Here is a 23,034-nt window from a genome sequence, read left to right as displayed (position 1 = left end):
GTGGATAAAGAGCTCACTTCAAGTATCGATAGCGTGCGCAGCGCCGTCAAGGAAGAGCTCACCCACTACCTGGCAGAACAGCGCGACTACCTGACCAGCATCGCATCTGAGTTAATTCCGGTCTGCGATGCACTCGAAGATTATCTACTCGAAGGTGGCAAGCGACTTCGTCCGCTCTTTGCTTACGCCGGCTTTATGGCCGCCGGCGCTACGCCCACTCGCACAGATATTCGTGCAATGGCCAGCCTAGAACTCTTGCAAGCATGCGCACTTATTCATGATGACCTCATGGACGGATCAGATACCCGCCGTGGAAAACCTGCCATACATCGCCACTTTGAATCACTACACAGACAAGGATCTATGGCGGGAGTTCCAGAACAATTTGGCGCAGCAGCTGCAGTGTTACTTGGCGACTTGGCTTTGGTCTGGTCTGATCACATGTTACATAACGCAGGGTTATCGCACGAGAGCTTGCTGGCGGCGCTGCTGATTCACGATGAGATGCGCATTGAATTAATGGCCGGTCAGTATCTCGATGTGCGAGAAGCCGGAGAGAAAGAATTTAGCGTTGCACGTTCGCTACGTATTGCTCGGTATAAATCTGGCAAATACACCATCGAGCGCCCGCTTCACCTGGGCGCAGTGATTGCAAGCCCGGCACAGAGTGAACACGGCCAACTGCTCAATGTTCTTTCGGCATACGGGCTGCCACTCGGAGAAGCCTTCCAATTGCGCGATGACTTATTGGGAATCTTTGGTAATCCTGATGTGACCGGAAAGCCGGCCGGTGATGATTTACGCGAAGGAAAACGCACGGTATTGATGGCGATGACGCTAGAAAAAGCCAGTGCACCAGCTCGGCGAGAATTGCAACGTGACCTGGGCAACCCAACTCTCACCGTGCAGCGAATCGAGGAGTTGCGTACCATCATCACTGAAACTGGCGCCGTGGCAGAGGTTGAAAAGCTCATCGACGGCTTGGCGACAGAATCAAAGATTGCAGCTCAATCATCTGCCATTGCCGCAGATGCTCAACCTTTTCTATTGGCACTTGCCGATAGCGCTATCCGCAGGAGTCACTAATGGTTGCACGTGTAAAAGGCCCTACCGATCATGTTGTTGTTGTCGGAGCCGGTTTAGCTGGCCTCAGCGCAGCGATGCGACTTGCTGGCGCCGGGCGAAAAGTCACCGTTATTGAACGTGAATCTGTGCCTGGTGGACGAAATGGTCTGCTTAAAAAAGATGGATACTCATTTGATACCGGGCCATCTGTGTTAACAATGCCATCCCTGATTCAAGATGCCTTCTCATGCGTTGGTGAAGATATGAAGGATTGGCTTGAGCTAATGCCACTTTCTCCGTTATACCGCGCCTTCTATGCCGATGGTTCACAAATTGATGTCCATGCCAACACCGCGCAGATGGAAGAAGAGATTCGCACCAAAGTCTCTGCCGAAGAAGCACTTGGCTATCGTCGTTACGTTGATTTTGTCACCAAGCTATATAAGTATGAAATGAATGACTTTATTGATAGAAATATTGACTCTCCCCTGAACTTACTCACACCTAACCTGGCTCGGCTTATCGCACTCGGTGGCTTCAAACGTCTGCAACCAAAGGTAAATCAATTTCTGAAAGATCCTCGTCTGCAAAAGGTCTACTCATTCCAGGCCATGTATGCCGGTGTAAGTCCGCAGCAGGCCTTAGCAATTTATGCCGTCATTGCCTATATGGACTCAGTCAACGGTGTCTTCTTTCCTAAGGGTGGAATGCACGCAGTTCCTCGAGCACTAGCAGCTGCGGCAACTAAGCACGGCGTTGAATTTAAATACAACACCACAGTGACCTTACTTGATAAGCAGAATGGTCGCGTGAAAGCGGTACTTACCAATACCGGTGAGCGCATTGAGTGCGATGTAGTTGTGATGAACCCAGATCTGCCGGTGGTGTGGCGCGAGCTACTTGGCAAGACACCACTAAATATCAAGCGTCTGAAGTACTCACCATCATGTGCCACCCTCCTTGTGGGCTCTTCCAAGAAATATGACCATATTGCCCACCACAATATTCACTTTGGTAAATCTTGGGATGGCGTCTTCGATGAATTGATTAAGAAGAAGCAGTTGATGTCTGATCCATCTGTGCTTGTCACAGTGCCATCTCATGACGACCCCAGCTTGGCACCAGCTGGCAAGCAGTCGTATTACGTTTTATTTCCAACTCCTAACTTGACTGCAGATATCGATTGGAACAAACAGTCCGGGCCTTACCGCGACTCCATGATTAAGACTTTAGAAGAGCGTGGCTATACCGGCTTTGGCGCTGCCATTGAAACCGAAGTAATGACAACCCCACTTGATTGGCAGAGACAAGGTATGGAGCAGGGTGCACCATTTGCTAGCGCACATACCTTCTTCCAAACCGGTCCATTTAGACCTCGCAATATTGCCGCCGGTTTTGAAAACGTCGTCTTTGCCGGCAGTGGCACCCAACCAGGTGTGGGAGTTCCGATGGTTCTCATCTCAGGTCGCCTTGCCGCCGAACGCATTGTGGGTCCGGTCAAGTAAATGGATGCGTTGCTCCAAGCGTCTTACCTTGAATGCAAGCGCCTGAACTCGCTGCATGGCAAGACGTATTACCTAGCGACGCTACTACTTCCCAAGAACAAGCGACCATACGTGCACGCCCTCTATGGCTTTGCCCGTTATGCCGATGAAATTGTCGATGATCTAGCATCAACGCTCACGCCCCAAGAGAAGGCGGACGCGCTTCGCAGTTGGAGTACCGGTGTATTAAATGATTTAGCGGCAGGGCGCTCCACTGATCACATTGGCAGAGCCTTAGTAGATACGGCTAAAAAGTTTGCTATTCCCCATCAGCACTTCGTGGATTTCTTACACTCGATGGAGATGGACTTAACCGTCACGCACTACCAAACATATGAAGACTTACTTGAATATGTCTATGGCTCTGCCGCCGTCATCGGCCTTGAGATGGTTCCCATCCTTGGCTATTCCGATGAGCGAGCATTTGAAGCGGCCAAGAAGTTAGGGATTGCATTCCAGCTTGCTAACTTCATCCGTGATGTGAGTGAGGATCTTGACCGCGGCCGGGTATATCTACCCTTGCAAGAACTTGCGCAATTCGGTGTTGATAGAGAGATGTTAGAACGTAGAAAGTTAACGCCCGAGATTGTTGCAGCACTTAAGTTTCAAATCGCGCGCGTGCGCCAATTGCAAGCAGAGTCACAGGTGGGAATCTCATACTTGGATAAGGAGTCTCGCCCATGTATTCGTGCCGCCAGTGAGCTCTACTGCGGCATCGTCGATGAAGTCGAAGCCATTGGCTATGACATATTTAATAGGCGGGCCAAGACATCCACAGCTCGCCGTGCCAAAGTAGCTGGCCTTGCTTTTTTGCAGGCAATTGTGGCTCGTATCGGTTAGAGTTTGCACGCACGGGAGCCAAGGTGGCTGAGAGGACTTCATTGAAGTCGACCGTCTGACTGGTCCGGTAATGCGGATCTAGAAATGGCAGGTGTATCTTGTTTTCAACTCTATTTACCGCATGGGGATATGACGTCTCTTATCTCGAATTCATCGCTTCCCTAGTCTCATTCATCGGCGTCGCACTGGGCATTACTCGAAAGCGAGTTACCTGGCCATGGTGGGCGGCAAGTAGCGTTTTATATGGCGTCTTCTTTCTGCAGTATGAACTCTATGCCAGTGCCGCTCTACAACTGATTTTTATTGCAGCAGCCATCATTGGCTGGTTTGGCTGGGAACCAACCGGTGCTAAACCAGGACCAGTAAAGAACTCTTATCGCCTCTATATCCTGGCTGCGATTTTGATTTCCACTCTGGCACTTGGCCCAGTACTTAAGTCTTTGGGAGCAGCCTCTACTTACGTTGATGCCATTCTCTTCTTTGGAAGTTTTGCCGCGCAAATGCTGATGGTCTATCAAAAGTATGAGACCTGGCCGCTCTGGCTGGTAGTCGATGCTGGATACGTCGCCCTCTATGCCTCACAAGGGTTACTCTTTACAACGTTGCTCTATGTACTCTTTACAATCATGGCAGCACTGGGATGGAGCAGTTGGTATGGAGCTCACCGCCGCGCTACTAGATCTCTGTAAAGGTGTAGCACAACCCATCATTGCAATCGATGGGCCGGCAGGTGGTGGCAAAACCACCCTTGCACAAAACCTGGCACTCGCATTTTCCACATCACTTTCCACCACCGTGATTCATATGGATGATCTCTACGATGGCTGGGATGGCGCACTCGATGAAGATTTCTCATCAGTCCTATCGAATATCGTCGGATTACATAAGAAATCAGAGAATATTTCCTATTCTTCCTACAACTGGAGTGAGGCAAAATTCGATGAAGCAAAAGAAGTGCCGCGCACGCAATTATTGATTTTAGAAGGTGTGGGAAGCGGGCAAGGTTCTATCCGCTCTTCACTCGCTGCCTTAATCTGGATAGATATCAACGATAAGCAAGGTTTGGCGCGGGTTATCGCGCGCGATGGCGAATCAATAAGAGTTCCGATGGAGAAGTGGCTCACACTGCAGGAGCAACACTTTCACCTCGAAGGTACGCAGAACGCCGCGGATTTCATACTCACTACCTAGAATTTGTCTTATGTCTGACCTGACCGGCGAGCTTATCGATGGGCGTTATCAACTCATCCGCCAGCTGGCCAACGGTGGAATGGCAAGCATCTATGAGGCGGTAGATACCAGACTTGATCGCAAAGTGGCAGTCAAGATCATGCATCCACACCTTGCCCAAGATGAGCAATTTGTGGAACGTTTTATTCGCGAAGCAAAAGCTGCCGCATCATTAACACATCCCAATATTGTCGCCGTTCAAGACCAGGGCTGGAACCAAAATGGAACACCAGCAGTATTTCTTGTCATGGAGCTCATCGAAGGTCACACCCTTCGGGAATACCTCAATGAACGTGGCAAGTTATCGATAGATGATGGCATCAAATTTCTATCACCAGTCTTAAGCGCTCTTGCTGCTGCCCATAAAATTGGCATTGTTCACCGTGATATTAAGCCTGAAAATATCTTGATCTCCAAAGAAGGTCGCATCAAGATTGCAGATTTTGGTCTGGCAAAGGGGCCACTACTGGGCGGAACAATGACGGCTGAATCAAGTGTGATTCTCGGCAGCGTTTCCTACTTATCGCCAGAGCAAGTGCAACGTGGCATCGCAGATGCCCGAAGTGATGTGTATTCCATTGGCATCACGGCATTTGAGATGTTTACTGGAGATAAGCCATTTGAAGGTGATGCTCCTATTCAAGTGGCATATATGCATGTCAATAACCGAGTGCCAAAGATAAGTTCAGTCTTGGATAACGTTCCCAAGGCACTGGATGAACTGATCTACCGGGCAACCAGTGCTAACCCTGACGAGCGTCCGCGCGATGCTGGAGCATTTTTTGAAGAGCTCAGCGCTTTAAATCCCAAGAAGAACCAGCTGAGTCTTGAATTAGATATCCCCATTGCACCGATGCGCCCGAAGAAGGAACCTAAATCACTGCGCAAGCGAGTGCGCGAAATTACCGCTGCGATTCCAGTTCCAAAAGCCCAGGAAACAACGGCCCAAGTGGAAAAGCGGAAAAAGATAAGTAAACGAGTAAAGCGAAATAGATTTATCGCACTCGGGTTGGCAGTCGCACTTGGAATATTCGGTTGGTATGCCCTGATTGGGCCAGGTTCCCGCGTTGTTGTTCCCTCCACCGTGGGTGCGACCCAAGATGAAGTACGCGCCGCACTTGACCCACTCGGGCTCACCTTTGTCGTTACCGAAAAACGATTTAGCGAAGAGATTGGCGCAGAGCGAGTTATTGAATCTTCTCCCGAAGGCGGCGGACGCATTGATCAAGGCGGAATTGTTGACCTCGTTATCTCTAAAGGACCAGAGCGTTATGCGATTCCACAACTAGCTGGTCTGACTCCAAAAGCTGCTGCGAATTTAGTGAAAAAACTACCACTGTCGCTACAACCAAATATTGAAGAATTTAACCTCACCGTTCCCAAGGGTTATGTGATTGGCTCGGTGCCAAGTTCTGGCGAGAAGGTAAAGCGTGGCACCGCAATTACTATTCGCATCTCTAGAGGAATTGAGCAAATTGCAATTGCATCATATGTGGGCAAGAGTGCAGATCAAGCCCTCAATGAACTTACCGAAGCTGGTTTCATGGTGAGTTCAATCTACGGCTTTAGTGAGTTGCGACTTGCCGGTGAAGTTATCTCGCAAAAGCCCGAAGGTGGGAAGAGCGTTAACAAAGGTGCAGAGATTGAGCTCGTCGTATCTAAAGGTTCACAATTTGCATATATTCCTAATGTCTTCTCCATCGAGGAATCGCTAGCGATTCAAAGCCTGAAAGATCTCGAACTCAAAGTTGTTGTGAAGAAGATTGGCAAAAAAGCGGTAAAGAAAGTCACTTCTGTTTCACCGAAGGTAGGCACGAAGGTTAAACGTGGCAGTACTGTAACCATCACAGTAGGGTGAGCCGGTGAAGAAACCTCGTATCGGCGCCCACACCCCCACATCTGGCGGAATGGCTAAGCGTTCTATCGCCTATGCCGAACTTACTGGCGCTGAAGCTATTCAAGTCTTCACATCTAATCCTCGTGGTTGGGCGATGCCGGAAACAAACCACGAAGCAGATGCCATCTTCCGAGAAAAAGCGGCGGCACTTGATCTTGAAACGTATGTGCATGCACCATTTCTGATCAATCTAGGTTCGCCTACCGAAGGCACCTATAAGAATTCATTGGCATCAACTGAGTACTCGCTCAAGCGCGGTAAGGAGATTGGCGCGTTAGGTGTGGTGGTTCATACCGGCTCGGCAGTTAATGAAGACTTTATTGATAAAGCGTGGAAGCAGATTAATAAAGGCATGATGCCAATTCTTGAGGCGCTCTCAGATGATGCGCCATACCTGCTGCTAGAACCCACCGCCGGGCAGGGGCAATCGCTAGTAAAGCGCCTTGAAGATCTTGAATACTATTTAAAGGCCCTTGAATACCATCCAAAAGTCGGAATTTGTCTAGATACCTGCCACGTCTTTGCCGCAGGCCATGACATTGCAAAAAAGGGTGGGATGAAAGAAACGTTGGATCTCTTAGTTGAAGTTGCTGGCATCGAACGTATTCAACTCATTCACGCCAATGACTCAATGGATGTGTGTGGGGCCCTGAAAGATCGCCACCAAAATATTGGTGAAGGATTTATCGGCGTTGACCCATTTAAAGAACTCTTACATCACCCAGCTGTTGCCAACGCTCCCCTGATTCTTGAAACTCCAGGAATGGAGCCCGAGCACGGTGCTGAAATTGCACTGCTAAAGAAGTTGCGGGGATGAGTTCTTCGCATGCGCTAAAGATGCGTTTGGCGCCTTGGGCGTTGCTCCTAGTTTCTGCAGCATGGGGCCTTGCCTTTGTGGTTATGAAAGATGCGATTGAGCGCCAAAGTGTGAACAGCTTCCTCTTCACTCGTTTTCTAGTTGCCGTCATTGCCATGTTCTTACTAAAACCCACTGTCATTCAATCAATTAACCGGGAAATACTGTGGAAAGGATTTATCGCAGGTCTTTTTCTAGCAGCCGGATACATTTTGCAAACGCTAGGTCTGGCACTTACCGGCGCCGCCGTTACCGGATTTATAACCGGGCTCTATGTTGTTGCCACACCAGTGATTGCCGCACTCGTTCTACGTGTGCGAATCACTGCCTTCACCTGGGGATGCGTTCTCCTTGCCACCGTGGGTCTGGCTCTACTCTCACTTAAAGGGTGGAACCTTGGCTATGGCGAGTTCTTAGTCTTCTTATGCGCCATTGCCTTTGCCGCTCACATCATCGCCTTAAGTAAATGGAGCAATGGACTCGATGTCTATGCCATGACCATCGTGCAACTTGCAACGTGTGCGCTAGCAACAGGTTTCATCTCACTTATTCAAGGTTATGAAGCACCTCCAGATCGCAATGGTTGGTATGTCGTTCTCTTCACCGCCATCATTTGCACAGCCGTCGCCTTTGTTGTGCAGACTTGGTCGCAGGCACATATATCAGCTACCAAAGTCGCCGTTATTTTGACCATGGAAGTTGTCTTTGCCGCCCTCTTTGCCGTGATTTTCGGTGGTGAATCCCTCTCACTACGCACATTATTTGGTGGTGTTCTAGTCTTCGCCGCCATGTTTATGATTGTGCTTAAGGAGGCCTAAAGATGGCAATTGATCTACGTTCAGATACCGTCACGGCGCCCAGCACTGGGATGCGAGCTGCAATGGCTGGCGCTGCTGTCGGTGATGATGTGTACGGCGATGATCCCACCGTTAATTCACTAGAAGAACGCGTTGCCGCACTCTTTGGTCACGAGGCCGGTCTATTTAGCCCCACTGGTTCACTTGCAAATCAATTAGCAATTCGCACCTTAGTTAAACCTGGCGAAGAGTTGCTGACCGAAACTAGTTCTCATATCGTGCGCGCCGAGCTCGGAGCCGCTGCAACATTTAGCGGAATCACTACTCGCTCCTGGCAGTCCACACATGGCATATTGCGGGCAGAGGATCCACTTGCGATCGCTCATGAAAATGCTGGTCCATATTTAGTATCAACGACTGCTATCGCAATTGAGAACACCCACAACTTTGGTGGCGGAACGATTCAACCCATTGATGAGATTGCAGTTCTGGCTCGAGCCGCGCGTGCTCGTGGAATTTCTATGCACTTAGATGGTGCCCGCATCTGGAATGCCCATGTCGCATCCGGAGTTTCACTACTCGAATACGGAAAGCACTTTGACACTATTAGCGTCTGCCTCTCCAAAGGCTTAGGTGCCCCGATTGGTTCACTCATGCTTTCAACCAAGGCACGAGTGGCAGAGGCGCGCATCTGGCGCAAGCGCTATGGCGCTGGAATGCGACAAGTAGGAATCATCGCCGCTGCCGGCCATTACGCACTAGATCAGAACATCACTCGGCTTGGCGACGATCACACCAAGGCGAAGAAGATTGCCCGCGCGATGCATGCAATTAATCCATCGCTTGTGCATCCAGATAACGTGCATACAAACATTGTGGGACTAGACCTTGTTGGTATGGGCATGACAGCGGCCGAATTAAACACCCGCTGCCGCGAAGCTGGGTTATGGATTAGCGCACTTGGTAAACATTACGCACGTCTTGTCACTCATTTGGATGTCAGTGATGGGCAATGCGATGAAGCAATTGCAATATTACAGCGCGCCCTCGTGGCGAAGTAGCCACTCTTTCTTATCTAAACCGTAGGCATAATTACCGAGTGATCCCCCGGTCTTAACTATTCGGTGACACGGCACCACCAGCACAATTGCATTCTTGGCACATGCACTTCCCGCTGCCCGAATCGCAGCTGAACTTCCGGCCCGAATCGCAAGCTCGGCATAGGAAATGACTTGGCCGGGGCGAATCTTCTTCATCGCCTTCCATGCCTCTTGTGAAAAATGACCACCCGATTGACGCACATGTATTGCACTTAAGGCAGCGATATCGCCATCAAAGTAATCGGTGAGCAAATCAGTGATGACTGGAATCTTCTTCACGCTAGTGATTTCCCGCACCGAGTCTTCTTGACTCAAACTTTCCTTGAGCGCCTTCACGCTCGATAAATTAGCGGCCAGCACCACATGCTCATCGGCGATGAGATTGAGAGTTCCGATCGGGGTTTGGAAAGTGGAGAGAAGCAGGCTCACCTTGGCAAAGTTAGCGGTCGCGTAACATTTCGGCAACCAAAAATGAGAGTTCAAGTGACTGCGAATGATTCAGGCGTGGGTCGCACGCTGTCTCATAGCGCGACTCGAGATCCTTTTCCGAGACCTCATTGCCCCCGCCAAGACACTCGGTGACATCATCACCCGTGAGTTCGATATGAATTCCACCTGGGTGGGTGCCAAGCTTCTTATGCACCTCGAAGAAGCCACGCACTTCATCTAGTACATCTTCAAAGTTACGGGTCTTATAGCCATTCTTTGATTCAAAGGTATTGCCATGCATGGGATCACAGACCCAGAGCACTTGTGCTCCGCTTTTAGTAACGCCTTCGACAAGTTTGGGAAGTACTTCGCGGATGGTCTTAGCGCCCATGCGCGTAATAAAGGTAATGCGCCCTGGTTCATCATCGGGGTTGAGTTTGGCGATCAGCGCTAGCGCATCTTCCACAGTTGATTTCGGCCCCAACTTCACTCCGATTGGATTGCGCACCTTAGATGCGAAATCAACATGTGCACCATCTAGTTGCCTTGTGCGCTCACCGATCCAGATGAAGTGCCCAGAAACGTCATACGGTAGCTCTGTTCGTGAATCAATACGCGTCAACGCCTTCTCGTATTCGATGATGAGTGCTTCATGGCTGGCATAGAAATCTACGGCCTTAAATTGCTCCGGATCAACACCGGCAGATGCCATGAAGGCAAGTGCTCGGCCAATTTCAGTAGCCATCTGTTCGTACTTCTCACCGAACTTTGAATCGCGGATAAATCCCTTATTCCATTCATGCACCTGACGAAGGTCGGCAAATCCACCACGCGTAAATGCTCGAACCAAGTTCAGTGTTGCGGCAGAGGTGTTATAGACGCGCACCAAACGTTGCGGATCTGGTGTGCGAGAACTTTCGGTGAACTCAATATCGTTCACCGCATCTCCTCGGTACGCCGGAAGAGTTACATCACCACGAGTTTCCAGGTCGTTAGAGCGTGGCTTGGCAAACTGTCCAGCCATGCGTCCAACCTTGATTACCGGCAAACTTGAGTAATACTGCAATACCGCAGCCATCTGCAAGATTGTCTTAATTCGATTACGAATGGAATCTGCCGTGGCTGAGGCAAATGTCTCTGCACAATCTCCACCTTGCAACCAGAATGCACGACCTGCTGCAGCCTCGGCAATCTTTGCTTTTAGATCATCGCACTCACCAGCAAAGACAAGTGGCGGTAACGCTTTGAGATCAGCAACCGCCTTAGCAAGTGGCGCGCCATCTTTGCCACCAGGCCAATTAGGTTGCTGCGCAGCAACTAGCGTGGGGTCAAAGAGGTTATCCAGCTTTGAGGAAGAGTTCATAGGCATAATCGTAGAGCGTTCAGTTGCAATCTCGGAGCGAGATTAGCCAAAGAACGAAGTGATCTCCTCATAGCGCTCGAAGGGAACGGTCTTAAGGACATCAGTTGCCGATGCCAATGGCACGCGCGCAATCTTTGTACCATGCAGCGCCATCATCTTTCCGAAATCTCCGTCATGGACTGCCGTAATTGCTTCAAGTCCAAATCGCGAGCTAAGAACTCGGTCAAATGCCGAAGGAGTTCCACCGCGCTGGATGTGACCCAGAACTGTGCAACGAGTTTGATAGCCAGTTTTTATCTCAATCTCTTTAGCAAGCCAATCACCAATTCCAGAGAGTTGAACGTGGCCAAATGCATCAAGTGGCTGGTCTTTGGTAATCATGTCCCCATCTTGCGGGATAGCACCTTCTGCGATAACAATGATGGGAGCTGTGCCAGTTGCAAAACGTGACTTCACATATTCACAGACTTTATCGACTGAGAACTTAACTTCTGGAATCAAGATACAGGCAGCATCGCCAGCGATTCCGGAATGCAGTGCAATCCAGCCTGCGTGACGGCCCATGACCTCAACAATGAGCGGGCGGTGATGTGATTCAGCCGTGGTGTGCAGGCGATCAATTGCCTCCATCGCAATATTTACTGATGTATCAAATCCAAATGTGAAATCGGTATTGTTCAGGTCGTTATCAATCGTCTTTGGAACTCCGATTACTTTTACTCCAAGGGCATCAAGCTTTGTTGCCACACCGAGTGTGTCCTCGCCGCCAATTGCAATCAGAACATCGATGCCTTGGTCTGCAAGATTTTGCTTAATGCGTTCAACGCCATTTTCAATCTTAAAAGGATTGGTACGTGATGACCCAAGAATGGTCCCACCCTTGGCAAGAATGGGTTTCACTGTTGCTAGATCTAGCGGCATAGTCAGCGCCTCAAGCGGGCCTTTCCAACCATCACGGAAACCTACGAATTCATATCCGTACTCTTTAATTCCCTTTGTTACAACTCCACGAATGACGCCGTTAAGTCCTGGGCAATCTCCACCACCAGTAAGAATTCCAATACGCATGACATGCTCCAAAATCATCTGTTATTTCAAGTAAGAAAAGGTTAAATGGTAGTCATCATTGACTGGCACAGTCTAACCTTTCACCTGTGCCATTGGCGCCATAGCCCTGTACTTACCGCTTGGTAGGCATGGATGCGCCGGCAGGTACCCAGGCTAATGGAGAGGACGGTTAATAAATTTCACGTCGCGGCTGGTTCCTCTTTGTACTAGTTGGATTCTTGTGGGGTATTCCGTACCTGTTTATTAAGGTTGCAGTGGATCCGGATAATGGATTTACTCCAGCGATTGTTGTCTTTCTTCGAACTGCAATTGGTGCAGCCATTTTGATTCCCATTGCCATCAAACAGAAGGCGCTGATGCCAGCAATTCGAGGGATCAAATACGTCGCACCCTATGCGCTGCTAGAAATGATTGGCCCCTGGATACTTATCGGCACCGCAGAACAAAAGATTTCCTCTGGGCTAGCGGGATTACTCATTGCCTCGGTTCCAATCTGGGCGACCATCTTTGCTTCGATGCGTGGCGATAAGACTGTCTGGCATCGCACTCGACTGATGGGAATCCTCCTCGGATTTATTGGTTTGGTTGCAGTTGTAGGAATTGAAAGCATCAAAGGTGGAGCTGACGCGCTCTCAATATTCATGGTGTTGATTGCTGCAGTTGGATACTCATACGCTGTGATGATGGTGCAAACAGCGCTACCCGGAGTTTCTGGAATCGCAATCAACGGTCTTGCCATGGCGATTTCCGCTCTCTTCTATCTTCCATTCACTGTGGTGCAATGGCCAGCGCATGAGATTTCAATGGGGGCAGTAAATTCCGTTATCGGTCTTGGCATTCTTTCCACAGGCGCAGCATTTGTGGCCTTCTTTACTCTTTCGGCCATCATTGGTGTAGCTCGCGCATCGCTGGTGACGTATCTCAATACTGCATTCGCTGTCGTGCTCGGCGTCATCATTCTTAATGAACCCTTCACAACGGGAATGGCACTCGGCCTTCCTTTAGTTCTGATTGGTTCTTACTTAGCGAGCCGGAAGCGAGCAACGGCGTAGTTAACGCCATACTGTGACAATGCTGGAAGCGCTCTTTCTTGGATTAGTTCAGGGATTAACTGAATTCATTCCAGTCTCCTCTAGTGCGCATCTACGCATCGTCGGTGAATTCTTGCCCAATGCCAGTGATCCCGGGGCGGCATTTACTGCAATCTCCCAGATTGGTACCGAGCTGGCAGTGCTGCTCTACTTTAGAAAAGATATCGCGCGAATTATCCGCGCTTGGGTAACTCGTGATGGTTCACCGGAGGCTCGACTAGGAACACTCATCATTATCGGTTCGCTCCCCATCGCAATCCTTGGCTATCTCGGACAGGATTACATCACCAACCATTTCCGTTCACTCTGGGTGGTAGCGATCTCGTTGATTCTCTTCGGACTGATCCTGGGTTACGCCGACCATATTGGTAAGCGTGAGAAAACACTGGAATCACTTAACATCAAAGATGGTTTGGCATACGGATTCGCTCAATCTCTTGCACTTATTCCCGGTGTTTCCCGCTCTGGTGCAACGATTGCCCTCGGTAGATTTCTTGGATACAAACGCGAAGCTGCTCTGCGCTACTCATTCTTGCTCGCAATTCCGGCGGTATTCGGAAGTGGACTCTATGAATTAAGAGCTGCCATGGGAGATTCAACGGTCTCGGCCTATTCCATGCCAGAGATCTTGGCCGCCACAGTTGTGGCATTTGTTGTCGGCTATAGCGTTATTGCTTGGCTGATGAAATTTATTACAACTAAGACCTTCACACCATTTGTTATCTATCGCGTAGTACTAGGTTGCGCACTCCTGATTGCACTTGCCACCGGCGCACTTAGCGCTCAATAAAACCAAGTCTTTCCAGTAACTTAGGATCGCGCTGCCACTCCTTGGAAACTTTCACGTGAAGACCGAGGAATATTCTTGCGCCAAGTTCACGCTCAATATCTTTTCGTGCCCGCATTCCAATATCTTTAAGGCGCTCACCTTGATGACCCAAGATAATTCCGGTCTGTGAATCGCGCTCAACGTGAATCGTTGCATGGATATCAAAAAATGGGCGGCTGCCCTTCTCTTCCCGCTCTGACATTTCATCAATGGTGACCATGATCGAGTGTGGCAACTCTTCTCGCGCATCGCGCATGGCTGCCTCGCGAATAAGTTCACAGATAAGCTGCTCAATTCCTTGATCGCTTTTCATATCTTCTGGATAGAAAGCTGGCCCCGCCGGCAGGTTCTTGCCAATGAGCTCTTCGAGTAAATCAATCTGTTCATGAATTGCCGCAGAGATAGGAATGATTTCATCCCAGGTAAATCCGTTGGCAAGTGCAGAGATACCTAAAAGTCGAGTGGCAATGTTCTTCTTTGAAACTAAATCTGTTTTGGTCACCAATGCAAACTTTTTTGCCCGTGGATGCTTCGCGATTTCTGCTGCGATGAACTCATCTCCGGCCCCAGAAGTTTCATCAGCAGGTAAACACATCATCACGATATCTACCGAATCCATACTCTCACTGACTACCGCATTGAGGCGATGGCCCAGCAGCGTCTTTGGCTTATGCACTCCCGGAGTATCTACAAGCACTGCTTGAAATTCTGGGTTGTTCACAATTCCGCGAATTGCATGGCGGGTGGTATTTGGATGCGGAGAGGTAATTGCAATCTTGCTACCAACTAGTGCGTTAATGAGAGTTGATTTTCCAGTGTTAGGGCGGCCGACAATTGCGACAAAGCCGGAACGGAATTCACTCATACGCATATTCTCTCACTTCACACGAGCATTACCTAAAGGGCGGAAATCAACTCCATCGCATCGGCAACCGATGTCACTAATTCAGCGGCACGTTCACCAATAAGTCGATGACACCCTTCCGATGATGGCGAACTAATTGGTCCCGGAATTGCCATCACCGGACGCATGAGCTCTGCCGCATCACGGGCGGTGCGCAGTGATCCGCTTCTAAATGCAGCTTCGACAACGAGTGTGCTCAAGGACAGCGCGGCAATGAGGCGATTGCGGATTAGAAATCTATGGGGCATCGCAGTGACGCCCGGCATTACTTCACTGATGATCGCACCGTTTTCACAGATCTCATCAAAGAGTCGTGCATTACCGGCCGGATATTGCACATCAATGCCAGAAGCAATCACGGCAATCGTGCGCCCTTCTGCCACCAGCGCCCCACGATGGGCGGCGGTATCTATTCCATATGCTCCCCCACTGATGATGTCCCACTCTCGATCGACAAAACCTGCTGCAAAATCACCAGCTAAACGCACGCCATAAGGTGTTGGATTTCTCGTTCCCACAATGGCAAGAGAAGGATTGTTCAGAATAGAAAGATCACCTTTCACAATCAGACCCAGCGGCGGGATTGCTAATTGATTGACGCGCGTGGGCCAGCTGAGATCTTCGGGAGTAATAAAGACACCGCCAGATTGAGTAATTACAGCAAGTGCTTCATCTGCGTTAAAGGCGCTGATGCTCTGAGTAATTGCGCCATATTTTGTGGCGTCATAGACACCTAGTGCCAGATGCTCATAGACCATTGCGATACCAAATTCATTAACTTGGCGCGCCCAGTAAGTATTTCCAGCTTCAATGGCGTTAAAGAGCGCCAGTCTCTGTATCTTCACATCATCTGTAAGTAGGCGCATGTGGGCACCGTAGTTGCACCAGCTGCTCAAAAACCACTGTACATATGGTGCTGTGTAAAACTATTCCAGCAGGGCTGCAATATTTGAAAACGACCTGCGATGTTCTACACAAGGTCCATGCTCTGCCAAGGCGGCCGTATGTGCCGCCGTGATATAGCCCTTATGTCCGGCAAAACCGTATTGCGGATATTTCTTATCGAGTTCAATCATCTCGCGATCACGCGTGACCTTGGCGATAATGGAGGCAGCGCTAATTGCCGTTACTACCTGATCACCTTTCCAGACTGCCACATTAGGAATAGCTAGCCCTTGGATTGGATAACCATCGGTTAGAACATAGGCCGGTTCAATAGTCAGACCCTTCACCGCCCTGCGCATGCCATCGAGATTGGCTGCGTGCACACCGCGTTCATCAATTTCTTGCACCGAGACCCGAATGACGCAGACACTCGTTGCCAGCTTCATAATCACATCAAATAACTCTTCGCGTTTCTTCTCTGAAATCTCTTTTGAATCTCGCACCGCAGCTAACTCTGGTGCCGATGGATCATGCAGAATCACTGCGGCAATCACAAGTGGTCCAGCACATGGCCCGCGTCCTGCTTCATCAACACCGGCGATGGGAGAAATACCTGCGGCCTGAAGTAACGTCTCAATAGCCTTCATCGAGATGCCTTCATCAAGATGCGTTACTTAATTGGATTTTGAGAAGAAATGATGCCAATATTTTTTATCGGCCAGATAATGGCGTAGGCGCGACCAGTAATTCTTGATACCGGAACAAATCCATTGTTGACATCATCTTGGTGATAACGAGAATCAGCAGATGCTGATCGATGATCGCCCATTACCCAGATCTTGCCTGCTGGAACTTTAATATTAAAGTCCATCTCACTCACTTTATTGCCAGCAAAGATATAAGGCTCAGTTGTCTCTTTGCCATTAATTGTCAGTTTGCCACTCTTGGAACAACAGATGACGTTATCTCCAGCTACGCCAATCACTCGCTTCACCAGGTATTGCTTTGCTGGATTAGGAAGCACGCCTACTAAGACGAGCCCCTCTTTAATCTTGGCCACAATTCTATTTTCATCAGCAGAAAATGGTTCTGGCAACCAATTATCGGGATCTCTAAAGACCACAACATCGCCCCGGTTTATATCCTTGGAGATAATGGGAAGCTTATTAACCGCCACCCGATCTTGGATCTGGAGTGTGTTCTCCATTGAGCCGGATGGAATGAAGAAGAATTGAACAAGGAATGTCTTAATCAGAAGTGAAACAGCGAGCGCAACGATTACAAGAATCGGGAACTCACGAAGGACTGAGCCCTTGCGTGACATATGAGTGAAGTTACTCGGCAGGCTTTTCTTCAGTAGCTGGTTCTTCAGCAACTGCTTCTGCTACAACTTCTTCAACCACTGCTTCTGCAACTGGCTCGGTCACTACGACCTCTTCCACCACTGGGGCTTCAACGACTGCCGCTACAACTTCTGGAACTTCAGCAACTGGAGTTGAAAGAATTCCATCGCCGTAACCTTCAATGCCATCGCGCTTTTCGCGAATCTTTGCTGCCTTACCGCGAAGGTCGCGGAGGTAGTAAAGCTTGGCGCGACGTACATCGCCCTTCTTTACGAGTTCAATCTTTTCAATAACTGGTGTGTGAACTGGGAAGGTGCGCTCTACGCCAACACCGTATGAAACTTTACGGATTGTAAATGTCTCGCGGACACCTTCACCTTGGCGACCAATAACAATTCCCTGGAAGACCTGAAGGCGTGACTTGCTACCTTCGATAACGCGGACGTGGATCTTAAGCTCATCGCCAGCACGGAACTGCGGAATGTCCTTGCGGAGTGAGGCAGCATCTACTACGTCGAGAATGTTCATCTTTATGGTCCTGTTCATTACCTAATCAATAAAGCACGGATATCGCCGTGCAGATGGGCTATCTTGCCATAGAAGGGGCCTTGAGCGTAAATCGGGTATTTACCCCAGCAAATTACGCGGAGAAACCGAGAGTTGCCACCAGCTGCTGGTGCAGATGCGGGCCAGCGGCCACCGTGATTTGTTGGGGCACCGCTCCATATTGGGCAAATTTTGCGCCAGCCTCACGGGCAATTAATCCACCGGCAGACCAATCCCATTCTTTAAGCCCGGCCTCGTAATAGCCATCGATAGCGCCCATTGCCACATGACAGAGATCAACTGCAGCTGCGCCATTGCGACGGATATCGCGCACAACAGGAACCAACTTTGCAAAGTCTGCTAACTGAGTCACGCGATGTGCCACATCGTATTGAAATCCGGTTGCAATCAGTGCGCGATCCAATTCAATCGGCTCATTACAGCGAATTGGATGCGAGTTATAAAACGCACCACCGCCACGGGTTGCCCACCAAGTTGAGTTAATGGTTGGCGCAGTGACAACACCCACAATGACGCCATTGCTATCTTTGGCTGCAATCGAAACATTCCAACCGGGAAGGCCATAGAAATAGTTGACGGTGCCATCGAGTGGATCGATAAGCCAGGTAATTCCTGAACTTCCCTCGACACTCGCTCCTTCTTCCCCGATAATTCCATCATCGGGGCGGGCGGCAAGCAGTGATTGCACAATAAATTTCTCAGCCCTTACATCCATCTGGGTGGCGATATCGATTGCCGTTGACTTGGATTCAACTTCAAATGCCAATGGTCGATCCAGCAAAAGCGCCCCGGCTTCGGCGCCGACTTTCTGGGCCAAGGACAACAATTGTGCATACATACTCGCATCTTAGGGGCTCTAGCTATCTATAAAATGCTCCCCTATCGGATATTCTCACCTCATGACCGAGCTTCGCCTTACCGGCAAATCTGACGATGGTAGCCATCTATCACTCGTTGATAATCAAGGAGGCGAGTTCTCACTTCGGATTAGCGACACACTTCGTGCAACGGTTAATCAACAACGGCTGACCTCAGTTCCGAGCGTCGATGCCACCGAAACGATGTCAGTAAAAGAGATTCAGCGTCGACTACGTGCTGGTGAGAGCATGGAACAAGTCGCTCGCGAAGGCCACCTCACTCTTGAAAAAGTAGAGCGATTCTCTGGTCCCATCATGCAAGAGCGCGAATACATCCTTGATCGCGCACGTGAACTAGTGATGCGCAAAGATGTTCACCGCATCGAAATGACATTTTTCGATGTTGTAATCGCCAAACTTGCTCCACGTGGTGTCGATATCGATCAGATTTCCTGGAACACCTGGCGTCTTCTCGATGGCACCTGGCATATCGAACTCTCTTACCCAAATCGCGATGGCAGCGGTGTTGCCACCTGGAACTTTGATTTAGCTCGCCGCGCACTTGCTGCCAGCGATGCTAACGGTGCTTGGCTCATTGATGAAGATGCGCCAGCGCAACCATTCTCATCTGGAATCATCCACTCTGAACCTACTCATCCTTCACGTATTGCCGAGATTCTTGAAACACTTCCGGTGGAGGCTCCAGTAGAGAAGATTGAAACTCCTCGCCTTGCAGTAATCCGCGAGACTCCCACACCAGCGGACTCCCAAGATGGAATTACCGCTCGAGCAAAAGTTCCATCATGGGATGAAATTATGTTTGGTCACAAAACAGAAGAAAAACCAGAAGAGAACTAGTTAGCATCTCTTACTAAAAGCGGCACCGAACTCTCAATTTCCGAATCTCCACCGTGATGGCCCACCATCTCGCCCTCTTTATCTGCCCGCTCCGGATCAAGTAAGACCAGGCCATCTTGAGCAATAGCAATCACATCACCTGCGCGCTCTGCCGCAGCTTGCGAAACTTCTGCCCCAAAGAGTCCTGATGCGATTGCGGTAGCGCGAGAATGCAGCGTTACTTTCTCGCCAAAGAATTCATTCCATCTATTAACTACTTCAGACAAAGCCTGCGGTGAATCAGCCTTCTGTCCCAAATATAAATGGCGAGCTCGAGGCTCGCCAGCAATGACGGCAATATCAGTTAGTAATTCATTGTCTTGTCCCAGCACAACTTTCTCGCCCACGTTAATCATTCCGTGGTCTGCAGTGACCCAGATTCTGGTTCCGCGCGGTACTTGCTCAATGAGCAGCGCCGCCAGCTGATTAATACTTGTGAGCGCAGCCAGCCATTTATCCGAGCCCACGCCATCTGAGTGTCCGGCTGAATCAAGATCATTGACATAGAGATAGACAAATGATGGGCTCACTTTCAGCGCATCAATAGTCTCTTTGAGTAAATCACTGGTGATATTTGCGCCCTTGTAATGCGCCCCGCGAAAGACAGCGCGCGTAAAACCAGAGTTTTCATATCGCTTAGCTGCCACGTGAGTGGTGGTAATTCCAGCTGCCATTCCTCGTTCAAAGAGAGTGGGAACTGGCTGCCAAATAACTGGGTCCACACGTTCATCCCATTTGAGTGTGTTGAGTATTCGTCCCCCACTGCGCGGAACTTGCACGGTGTAACCGAGCATTCCGTGGGTGCCAGGCATTTCACCTGTTGTCAGAGTTGCCAGACTCGTTGCAGTCGTTGATGGAAATGATGTCTGCACGGTGGCATGGGCCAGAAGTGAAGCAAGAGTCGGTGCCAGCGATGCATACGTTGTTAATACATCTGCGCCAAAGCCATCGATGAGAAAGAGGAGTTCACGACCTGATGGAGATTGCCCGGCGCTGATTGAATCTGCTGCACTTGCTAGCCCCAATGAAGAAAAGATTGATGGCATGATTTGCGACAAGTGCACCGAGGTATCTTCTCATGAGTGCTAACTCATGGCCTCCGAAGGCGTGTAGGTACCAAGATTTAGCACAATGCCTTGGCAGAATACGCGCCATGGCAACGAAGAAGGAAGCAGCTCCCAAAAAGACGGCAAAGCTAGCCGGACCAAAGCCGGGCGAATTTCCAGGCAAGATCGTTGATATCGATGTCTCATCCGAAATGTCAGAATCATTTCTTGAATATGCCTATTCCGTTATTTACTCACGCGCACTTCCTGATGCACGTGATGGTTTAAAGCCAGTACATCGCCGCATCCTGCATCAGATGGCAGATATGGGTCTTCGCCCTGAGCGCGGACATGTAAAGAGCGCGCGTGTTGTTGGTGAAGTAATGGGTAAGTTGCACCCACACGGTGACTCAGCAATCTATGACGCACTTGTTCGCATGGCGCAATCTTTTTCTATGCAACTGCCTCTCATTGACGGCCATGGAAACTTTGGCTCACTCGATGCTGGTCCAGCTGCGATGCGTTATACCGAAGCGCGCCTTGCCCCCACTGCAATGGCGATGGTGGCCGAAGCAGATGAGAACACCGTTGATTTTGGTCCGAACTATGACGGTCAATTAGCAGAACCACTTGTGCTGCCGGCCGCATTTCCCAATCTGCTTGTAAACGGTGGTTCTGGAATCGCCGTAGGTATGGCCACAAATATGGCCCCCCACAACCTGGGTGAAGTAATCGCTGCCACCAAGTTCTTAATTGATAATCCCAAGGCAACGCTGAATCAATTGATGAAGCATGTGCCGGCACCTGATTTTCCTACCGGTGGTGAAATTGTTGGCCTGGAAGGTGTTCGCGAAGCCTATGCCACCGGCAAAGGTTCCTTTAAAGTGCGCGCAACCACCGAGATTTCTAAAGTCACTTCTCGCAAAATGGGAATTGTTATCAAGGAGTTGCCATTTAACATCGGCCCCGAAAAAGTGGTGGAGCGCATTGCCGACCTAGCCAAAGCGAAGAAGATTCAAGGCATTTCCGACATCATCGACCTTACTGATGGTCAGACCGGCACCAATGTTGTCATTGAACTCAAGAATGGTTTTGAGCCAGAAGATGTTCTAGAAAAGCTCTTCAAGCTCACTCCGATGGAAGATGCTTTTGCAATCAACGCAGTAGCGCTGGTCAAGGGCAAGCCACAAACACTTGGCCTAAAAGAACTGCTCCAGGTCTTTATCGATCACCGCATCGAAGTTGTGCGCCGGCGCTCCGAATTTCGTAAAGCAAAGGCGGAAGACAGACTCTCACTCGTTGATGGACTTCTGAAAGCAATTATCGATATCGATAAGGTCATCAAGATTATCCGCGGTAGCGATGATGCCCCAGCTGCCAAAGAAGCGTTGATTAAAGGTTTCAAACTCAACGACGAACAAGCCACCTACATTCTAGATATGCCGCTGCGCCGGCTGACCAAGATGAGCAAGCTCGAACTTGAGACCGAATCAAAAGAGCTCAAAGGGATAATTGCAGCCCTTGCTACATTGCTCAAGAGCGAAGAAGCAATCCGCAAGCAGGTTTCGGATGAGCTCACCGCGGTAAGCAAAGCATTTGCCACACCACGACGCACCCGAATCGGCAAAGAGTAAGTTACTTAGGTCGGATTACTGCTGTACCTTTTTCGTGATCAAGAAATTCCACCATATGTGTCGAAATTCCAGCAGCAAACTTATTCGCTAACTCCTTCTCGCCATCGCGCCCAGCATCATCTAAGACAACAACTGCCTTGGCACTGAGTTTCTTGAGCAGTTCGGTAAAGGCTGGGTGACGCGCCTGGCCATCGGCCGTTGCTGGTGGCCCATCGATAAAGAGCAGATCAATCTCGGTGATATCGGCAAATACTGATGTCTCATACCAACTATTACCTGATGCATGTGGGGCAAGGGGGGCCACACGTATTTCTACATTGGTTATTCCATGGCTATCAAGTAATAGCTGAGTCTTGGCCGCATACTCTGGTGAGTTATCAATACTAATTACTCGGGCTTGCGGAGCACTTTTGGCAAGGACCAGCGTTGAAACACCAGATCCTAAATCAACAATGGTGCGAACATCAGAACTACGTGCACTGTGCACCAAGGTAAGAAGCACATCAGGAGAAGCTGCCCAGCCACGTGTTGGCGGAATAGGTGCATCGAGTGCAAGCAAGTTCAGTAACTGCGCATAGGACTCACTCTGTTGATAATCGGCGCGGGCTGTGATACTTACTTCGCGCACACTCTTTCGCAGCTCTTTCTCACTTTTAATGAGTTGGTTGAGTTTGGCACCCAGTTTCCTGCTCAATCGAATCTGATATCCAAGAAATAACAGGACTATCAGAAGGAGTGCAAGGAGCGTGAGGTTAAACATGGTTCTGAGTGTACGGGGCGCGAAATGCCAAG

At 49.6% G+C, this 23,034-nt stretch carries 23 protein-coding genes and 1 pseudogene; 13 read left to right on the top strand and 11 right to left on the bottom strand.

Annotated features, from left to right (window positions below):
• The 9 genes from A1sIIB142_RS02395 to A1sIIB142_RS02355 all read left to right on the top strand — a co-directional run bounded on the left by A1sIIB142_RS02395 (nt 1) and on the right by A1sIIB142_RS02355 (nt 9,290).
• On the top strand, nt 1-1,086 hold the full coding sequence (locus tag A1sIIB142_RS02395) for a polyprenyl synthetase family protein (protein WP_095693522.1): 1,086 nt from the start codon (nt 1-3) through the stop codon (nt 1,084-1,086).
• Nucleotides 1,086-2,570 carry a phytoene desaturase family protein gene (gene crtI / locus A1sIIB142_RS02390; protein ID WP_095693521.1) on the top strand — a complete coding sequence of 495 codons (1,485 nt, stop codon included), beginning with the start codon at nt 1,086-1,088 and terminating at the stop codon, nt 2,568-2,570. The genes A1sIIB142_RS02395 and crtI overlap by 1 nt, the downstream gene beginning before the upstream one ends.
• The gene (locus tag A1sIIB142_RS02385) at nt 2,571-3,449 is read left to right on the top strand and encodes a phytoene/squalene synthase family protein (RefSeq protein WP_095693520.1); all 879 of its coding nucleotides are present in this window, start codon (nt 2,571-2,573) and stop codon (nt 3,447-3,449) included.
• A gap of 98 nt (nt 3,450-3,547) precedes the next feature.
• On the top strand, nt 3,548-4,138 hold the full coding sequence (gene pnuC / locus A1sIIB142_RS02380; protein WP_095693519.1) for a nicotinamide riboside transporter PnuC: 591 nt from the start codon (nt 3,548-3,550) through the stop codon (nt 4,136-4,138).
• Nucleotides 4,104-4,640 (top strand): uridine kinase family protein, encoded by a 537-nt coding sequence (locus tag A1sIIB142_RS02375; RefSeq protein ID WP_095693518.1) that lies wholly within the window; start codon nt 4,104-4,106, stop codon nt 4,638-4,640. The genes pnuC and A1sIIB142_RS02375 overlap by 35 nt, the downstream gene beginning before the upstream one ends.
• Nucleotides 4,641-4,650: 10 nt before the next feature.
• On the top strand, nt 4,651-6,537 hold the full coding sequence (gene pknB, locus A1sIIB142_RS02370; protein WP_095693517.1) for a Stk1 family PASTA domain-containing Ser/Thr kinase: 1,887 nt from the start codon (nt 4,651-4,653) through the stop codon (nt 6,535-6,537).
• 4 nt (nt 6,538-6,541) lie between these two features.
• A complete protein-coding gene (locus A1sIIB142_RS02365; RefSeq protein ID WP_095684582.1) occupies nt 6,542-7,393 on the top strand; it encodes a deoxyribonuclease IV in 852 nt (283 codons plus the stop codon).
• Nucleotides 7,390-8,250, top strand: a complete 861-nt coding sequence (locus tag A1sIIB142_RS02360) for a DMT family transporter (protein WP_095693516.1) — start codon at nt 7,390-7,392, stop codon at nt 8,248-8,250. Before A1sIIB142_RS02365 ends, A1sIIB142_RS02360 begins: the two co-directional genes overlap by 4 nt.
• 2 nt (nt 8,251-8,252) lie before the next feature.
• Nucleotides 8,253-9,290: a threonine aldolase family protein gene (locus A1sIIB142_RS02355; protein WP_095693515.1), complete on the top strand. Its 1,038-nt coding sequence runs from the start codon at nt 8,253-8,255 to the stop codon at nt 9,288-9,290.
• Here A1sIIB142_RS02355 and A1sIIB142_RS02350 read toward each other — a convergent pair.
• The 3 genes from A1sIIB142_RS02350 to A1sIIB142_RS02340 are packed head-to-tail and all read right to left on the bottom strand — an operon-like array spanning nt 9,264 to nt 12,189.
• Nucleotides 9,264-9,758: a methylated-DNA--[protein]-cysteine S-methyltransferase gene (locus tag A1sIIB142_RS02350; RefSeq protein ID WP_190283285.1), complete on the bottom strand. Its 495-nt coding sequence runs from the start codon at nt 9,756-9,758 to the stop codon at nt 9,264-9,266. The genes A1sIIB142_RS02355 and A1sIIB142_RS02350 overlap by 27 nt on opposite strands.
• 10 nt (nt 9,759-9,768) lie before the next feature.
• Complete coding sequence (locus A1sIIB142_RS02345; protein WP_095693514.1) at nt 9,769-11,121, bottom strand: class II 3-deoxy-7-phosphoheptulonate synthase; 1,353 nt, start codon at nt 11,119-11,121, stop codon at nt 9,769-9,771.
• A gap of 42 nt (nt 11,122-11,163) precedes the next feature.
• Nucleotides 11,164-12,189 carry a 6-phosphofructokinase gene (locus A1sIIB142_RS02340; RefSeq protein ID WP_095693513.1) on the bottom strand — a complete coding sequence of 342 codons (1,026 nt, stop codon included), beginning with the start codon at nt 12,187-12,189 and terminating at the stop codon, nt 11,164-11,166.
• Nucleotides 12,190-12,365: 176 nt separating this feature from the next.
• Here A1sIIB142_RS02340 and A1sIIB142_RS02335 point away from each other — a divergent pair, with 176 nt between their 5' ends.
• Both A1sIIB142_RS02335 and A1sIIB142_RS02330 read left to right on the top strand, forming a co-directional pair.
• Entirely contained in the window at nt 12,366-13,241 is an 876-nt protein-coding gene (locus A1sIIB142_RS02335; RefSeq protein WP_095693512.1) for a DMT family transporter, read from the top strand.
• 13 nt (nt 13,242-13,254) lie between these two features.
• Nucleotides 13,255-14,070: an undecaprenyl-diphosphate phosphatase gene (locus A1sIIB142_RS02330; RefSeq protein ID WP_420021874.1), complete on the top strand. Its 816-nt coding sequence runs from the start codon at nt 13,255-13,257 to the stop codon at nt 14,068-14,070.
• Here A1sIIB142_RS02330 and era read toward each other — a convergent pair.
• The 6 genes and pseudogenes from era to A1sIIB142_RS02300 all read right to left on the bottom strand — a co-directional run bounded on the left by era (nt 14,057) and on the right by A1sIIB142_RS02300 (nt 18,646).
• The gene (era, locus tag A1sIIB142_RS02325; protein WP_095693510.1) at nt 14,057-14,974 is read right to left on the bottom strand and encodes a GTPase Era; all 918 of its coding nucleotides are present in this window, start codon (nt 14,972-14,974) and stop codon (nt 14,057-14,059) included. The two genes, A1sIIB142_RS02330 and era, sit on opposite strands and share 14 nt — an antisense overlap.
• Nucleotides 14,975-15,006: 32 nt before the next feature.
• Nucleotides 15,007-15,879, bottom strand: coding sequence for a DNA-processing protein DprA (gene dprA, locus A1sIIB142_RS02320; RefSeq protein ID WP_095693509.1), 873 nt, complete (start codon nt 15,877-15,879; stop codon nt 15,007-15,009).
• Between the two features lie 60 nt (nt 15,880-15,939).
• Complete coding sequence (locus A1sIIB142_RS02315) at nt 15,940-16,545, bottom strand: ribonuclease HII (RefSeq protein ID WP_095693508.1); 606 nt, start codon at nt 16,543-16,545, stop codon at nt 15,940-15,942.
• A 23-nt stretch (nt 16,546-16,568) separates the two neighbouring features.
• Nucleotides 16,569-17,222, bottom strand: coding sequence for a signal peptidase I (gene lepB / locus A1sIIB142_RS02310; RefSeq protein ID WP_095693507.1), 654 nt, complete (start codon nt 17,220-17,222; stop codon nt 16,569-16,571).
• A gap of 205 nt (nt 17,223-17,427) precedes the next feature.
• Nucleotides 17,428-17,769: pseudogene (gene rplS, locus A1sIIB142_RS06605) on the bottom strand (50S ribosomal protein L19); the annotation flags it as partial.
• Between the two features lie 112 nt (nt 17,770-17,881).
• Complete coding sequence (locus tag A1sIIB142_RS02300) at nt 17,882-18,646, bottom strand: inositol monophosphatase family protein (RefSeq protein WP_095693505.1); 765 nt, start codon at nt 18,644-18,646, stop codon at nt 17,882-17,884.
• A 61-nt stretch (nt 18,647-18,707) separates the two neighbouring features.
• On the opposite strand from A1sIIB142_RS02300, the gene sepH reads away from it, so the two are divergent.
• Complete coding sequence (sepH, locus tag A1sIIB142_RS02295) at nt 18,708-19,523, top strand: septation protein SepH (RefSeq protein ID WP_095693504.1); 816 nt, start codon at nt 18,708-18,710, stop codon at nt 19,521-19,523.
• On the opposite strand, the gene A1sIIB142_RS02290 is transcribed toward sepH, so the two are convergent.
• Nucleotides 19,520-20,608, bottom strand: coding sequence for an alkaline phosphatase family protein (locus tag A1sIIB142_RS02290; protein ID WP_095693503.1), 1,089 nt, complete (start codon nt 20,606-20,608; stop codon nt 19,520-19,522). The genes sepH and A1sIIB142_RS02290 overlap by 4 nt on opposite strands.
• Nucleotides 20,609-20,715: 107 nt before the next feature.
• Here A1sIIB142_RS02290 and A1sIIB142_RS02285 point away from each other — a divergent pair, with 107 nt between their 5' ends.
• Nucleotides 20,716-22,242 carry a DNA gyrase/topoisomerase IV subunit A gene (locus A1sIIB142_RS02285; protein WP_095693502.1) on the top strand — a complete coding sequence of 509 codons (1,527 nt, stop codon included), beginning with the start codon at nt 20,716-20,718 and terminating at the stop codon, nt 22,240-22,242.
• Between the two features lies 1 nt (nt 22,243).
• Here the strand turns inward: A1sIIB142_RS02285 and A1sIIB142_RS02280 are convergent, their stop codons facing one another.
• The gene (locus A1sIIB142_RS02280; protein WP_095693501.1) at nt 22,244-23,002 is read right to left on the bottom strand and encodes a class I SAM-dependent methyltransferase; all 759 of its coding nucleotides are present in this window, start codon (nt 23,000-23,002) and stop codon (nt 22,244-22,246) included.
• Between the last annotated feature and the right edge of the window lie 32 nt (nt 23,003-23,034).

This window comes from Candidatus Planktophila versatilis, assembly GCF_002288345.1.
In the GTDB taxonomy this organism is placed as follows: Bacteria; Actinomycetota; Actinomycetes; order Nanopelagicales; family Nanopelagicaceae; genus Planktophila; species Planktophila versatilis_A.
The sequence above is the reverse complement of the archived record's forward strand: the minus strand, read 5'-3'. Positions and strand labels throughout refer to the sequence as shown.

Excerpts from the sequence above, each read along its gene's own strand:
- crtI (WP_095693521.1), top strand. The coding sequence starts at position 1,086 with ATGGTTGCACGTGTAAAAGGCCCTACCGATCATGTTGTTGTTGTCGGA.
- A1sIIB142_RS02385 (WP_095693520.1), top strand. The coding sequence starts at position 2,571 with ATGGATGCGTTGCTCCAAGCGTCTTACCTTGAATGCAAGCGCCTGAAC.
- A1sIIB142_RS02375 (WP_095693518.1), top strand. The coding sequence starts at position 4,104 with ATGGAGCTCACCGCCGCGCTACTAGATCTCTGTAAAGGTGTAGCACAA.
- pknB (WP_095693517.1), top strand. The coding sequence starts at position 4,651 with ATGTCTGACCTGACCGGCGAGCTTATCGATGGGCGTTATCAACTCATC.
- A1sIIB142_RS02360 (WP_095693516.1), top strand. The coding sequence starts at position 7,390 with ATGAGTTCTTCGCATGCGCTAAAGATGCGTTTGGCGCCTTGGGCGTTG.
- A1sIIB142_RS02355 (WP_095693515.1), top strand. The coding sequence starts at position 8,253 with ATGGCAATTGATCTACGTTCAGATACCGTCACGGCGCCCAGCACTGGG.
- A1sIIB142_RS02345 (WP_095693514.1), bottom strand. The coding sequence starts at position 11,121 with ATGAACTCTTCCTCAAAGCTGGATAACCTCTTTGACCCCACGCTAGTT.
- A1sIIB142_RS02340 (WP_095693513.1), bottom strand. The coding sequence starts at position 12,189 with ATGCGTATTGGAATTCTTACTGGTGGTGGAGATTGCCCAGGACTTAAC.
- era (WP_095693510.1), bottom strand. The coding sequence starts at position 14,974 with ATGAGTGAATTCCGTTCCGGCTTTGTCGCAATTGTCGGCCGCCCTAAC.
- dprA (WP_095693509.1), bottom strand. The coding sequence starts at position 15,879 with ATGCGCCTACTTACAGATGATGTGAAGATACAGAGACTGGCGCTCTTT.
- A1sIIB142_RS02315 (WP_095693508.1), bottom strand. The coding sequence starts at position 16,545 with ATGAAGGCTATTGAGACGTTACTTCAGGCCGCAGGTATTTCTCCCATC.
- lepB (WP_095693507.1), bottom strand. The coding sequence starts at position 17,222 with ATGTCACGCAAGGGCTCAGTCCTTCGTGAGTTCCCGATTCTTGTAATC.
- A1sIIB142_RS02300 (WP_095693505.1), bottom strand. The coding sequence starts at position 18,646 with ATGTATGCACAATTGTTGTCCTTGGCCCAGAAAGTCGGCGCCGAAGCC.
- sepH (WP_095693504.1), top strand. The coding sequence starts at position 18,708 with ATGACCGAGCTTCGCCTTACCGGCAAATCTGACGATGGTAGCCATCTA.
- A1sIIB142_RS02290 (WP_095693503.1), bottom strand. The coding sequence starts at position 20,608 with ATGCCATCAATCTTTTCTTCATTGGGGCTAGCAAGTGCAGCAGATTCA.
- A1sIIB142_RS02285 (WP_095693502.1), top strand. The coding sequence starts at position 20,716 with ATGGCAACGAAGAAGGAAGCAGCTCCCAAAAAGACGGCAAAGCTAGCC.
- A1sIIB142_RS02280 (WP_095693501.1), bottom strand. The coding sequence starts at position 23,002 with ATGTTTAACCTCACGCTCCTTGCACTCCTTCTGATAGTCCTGTTATTT.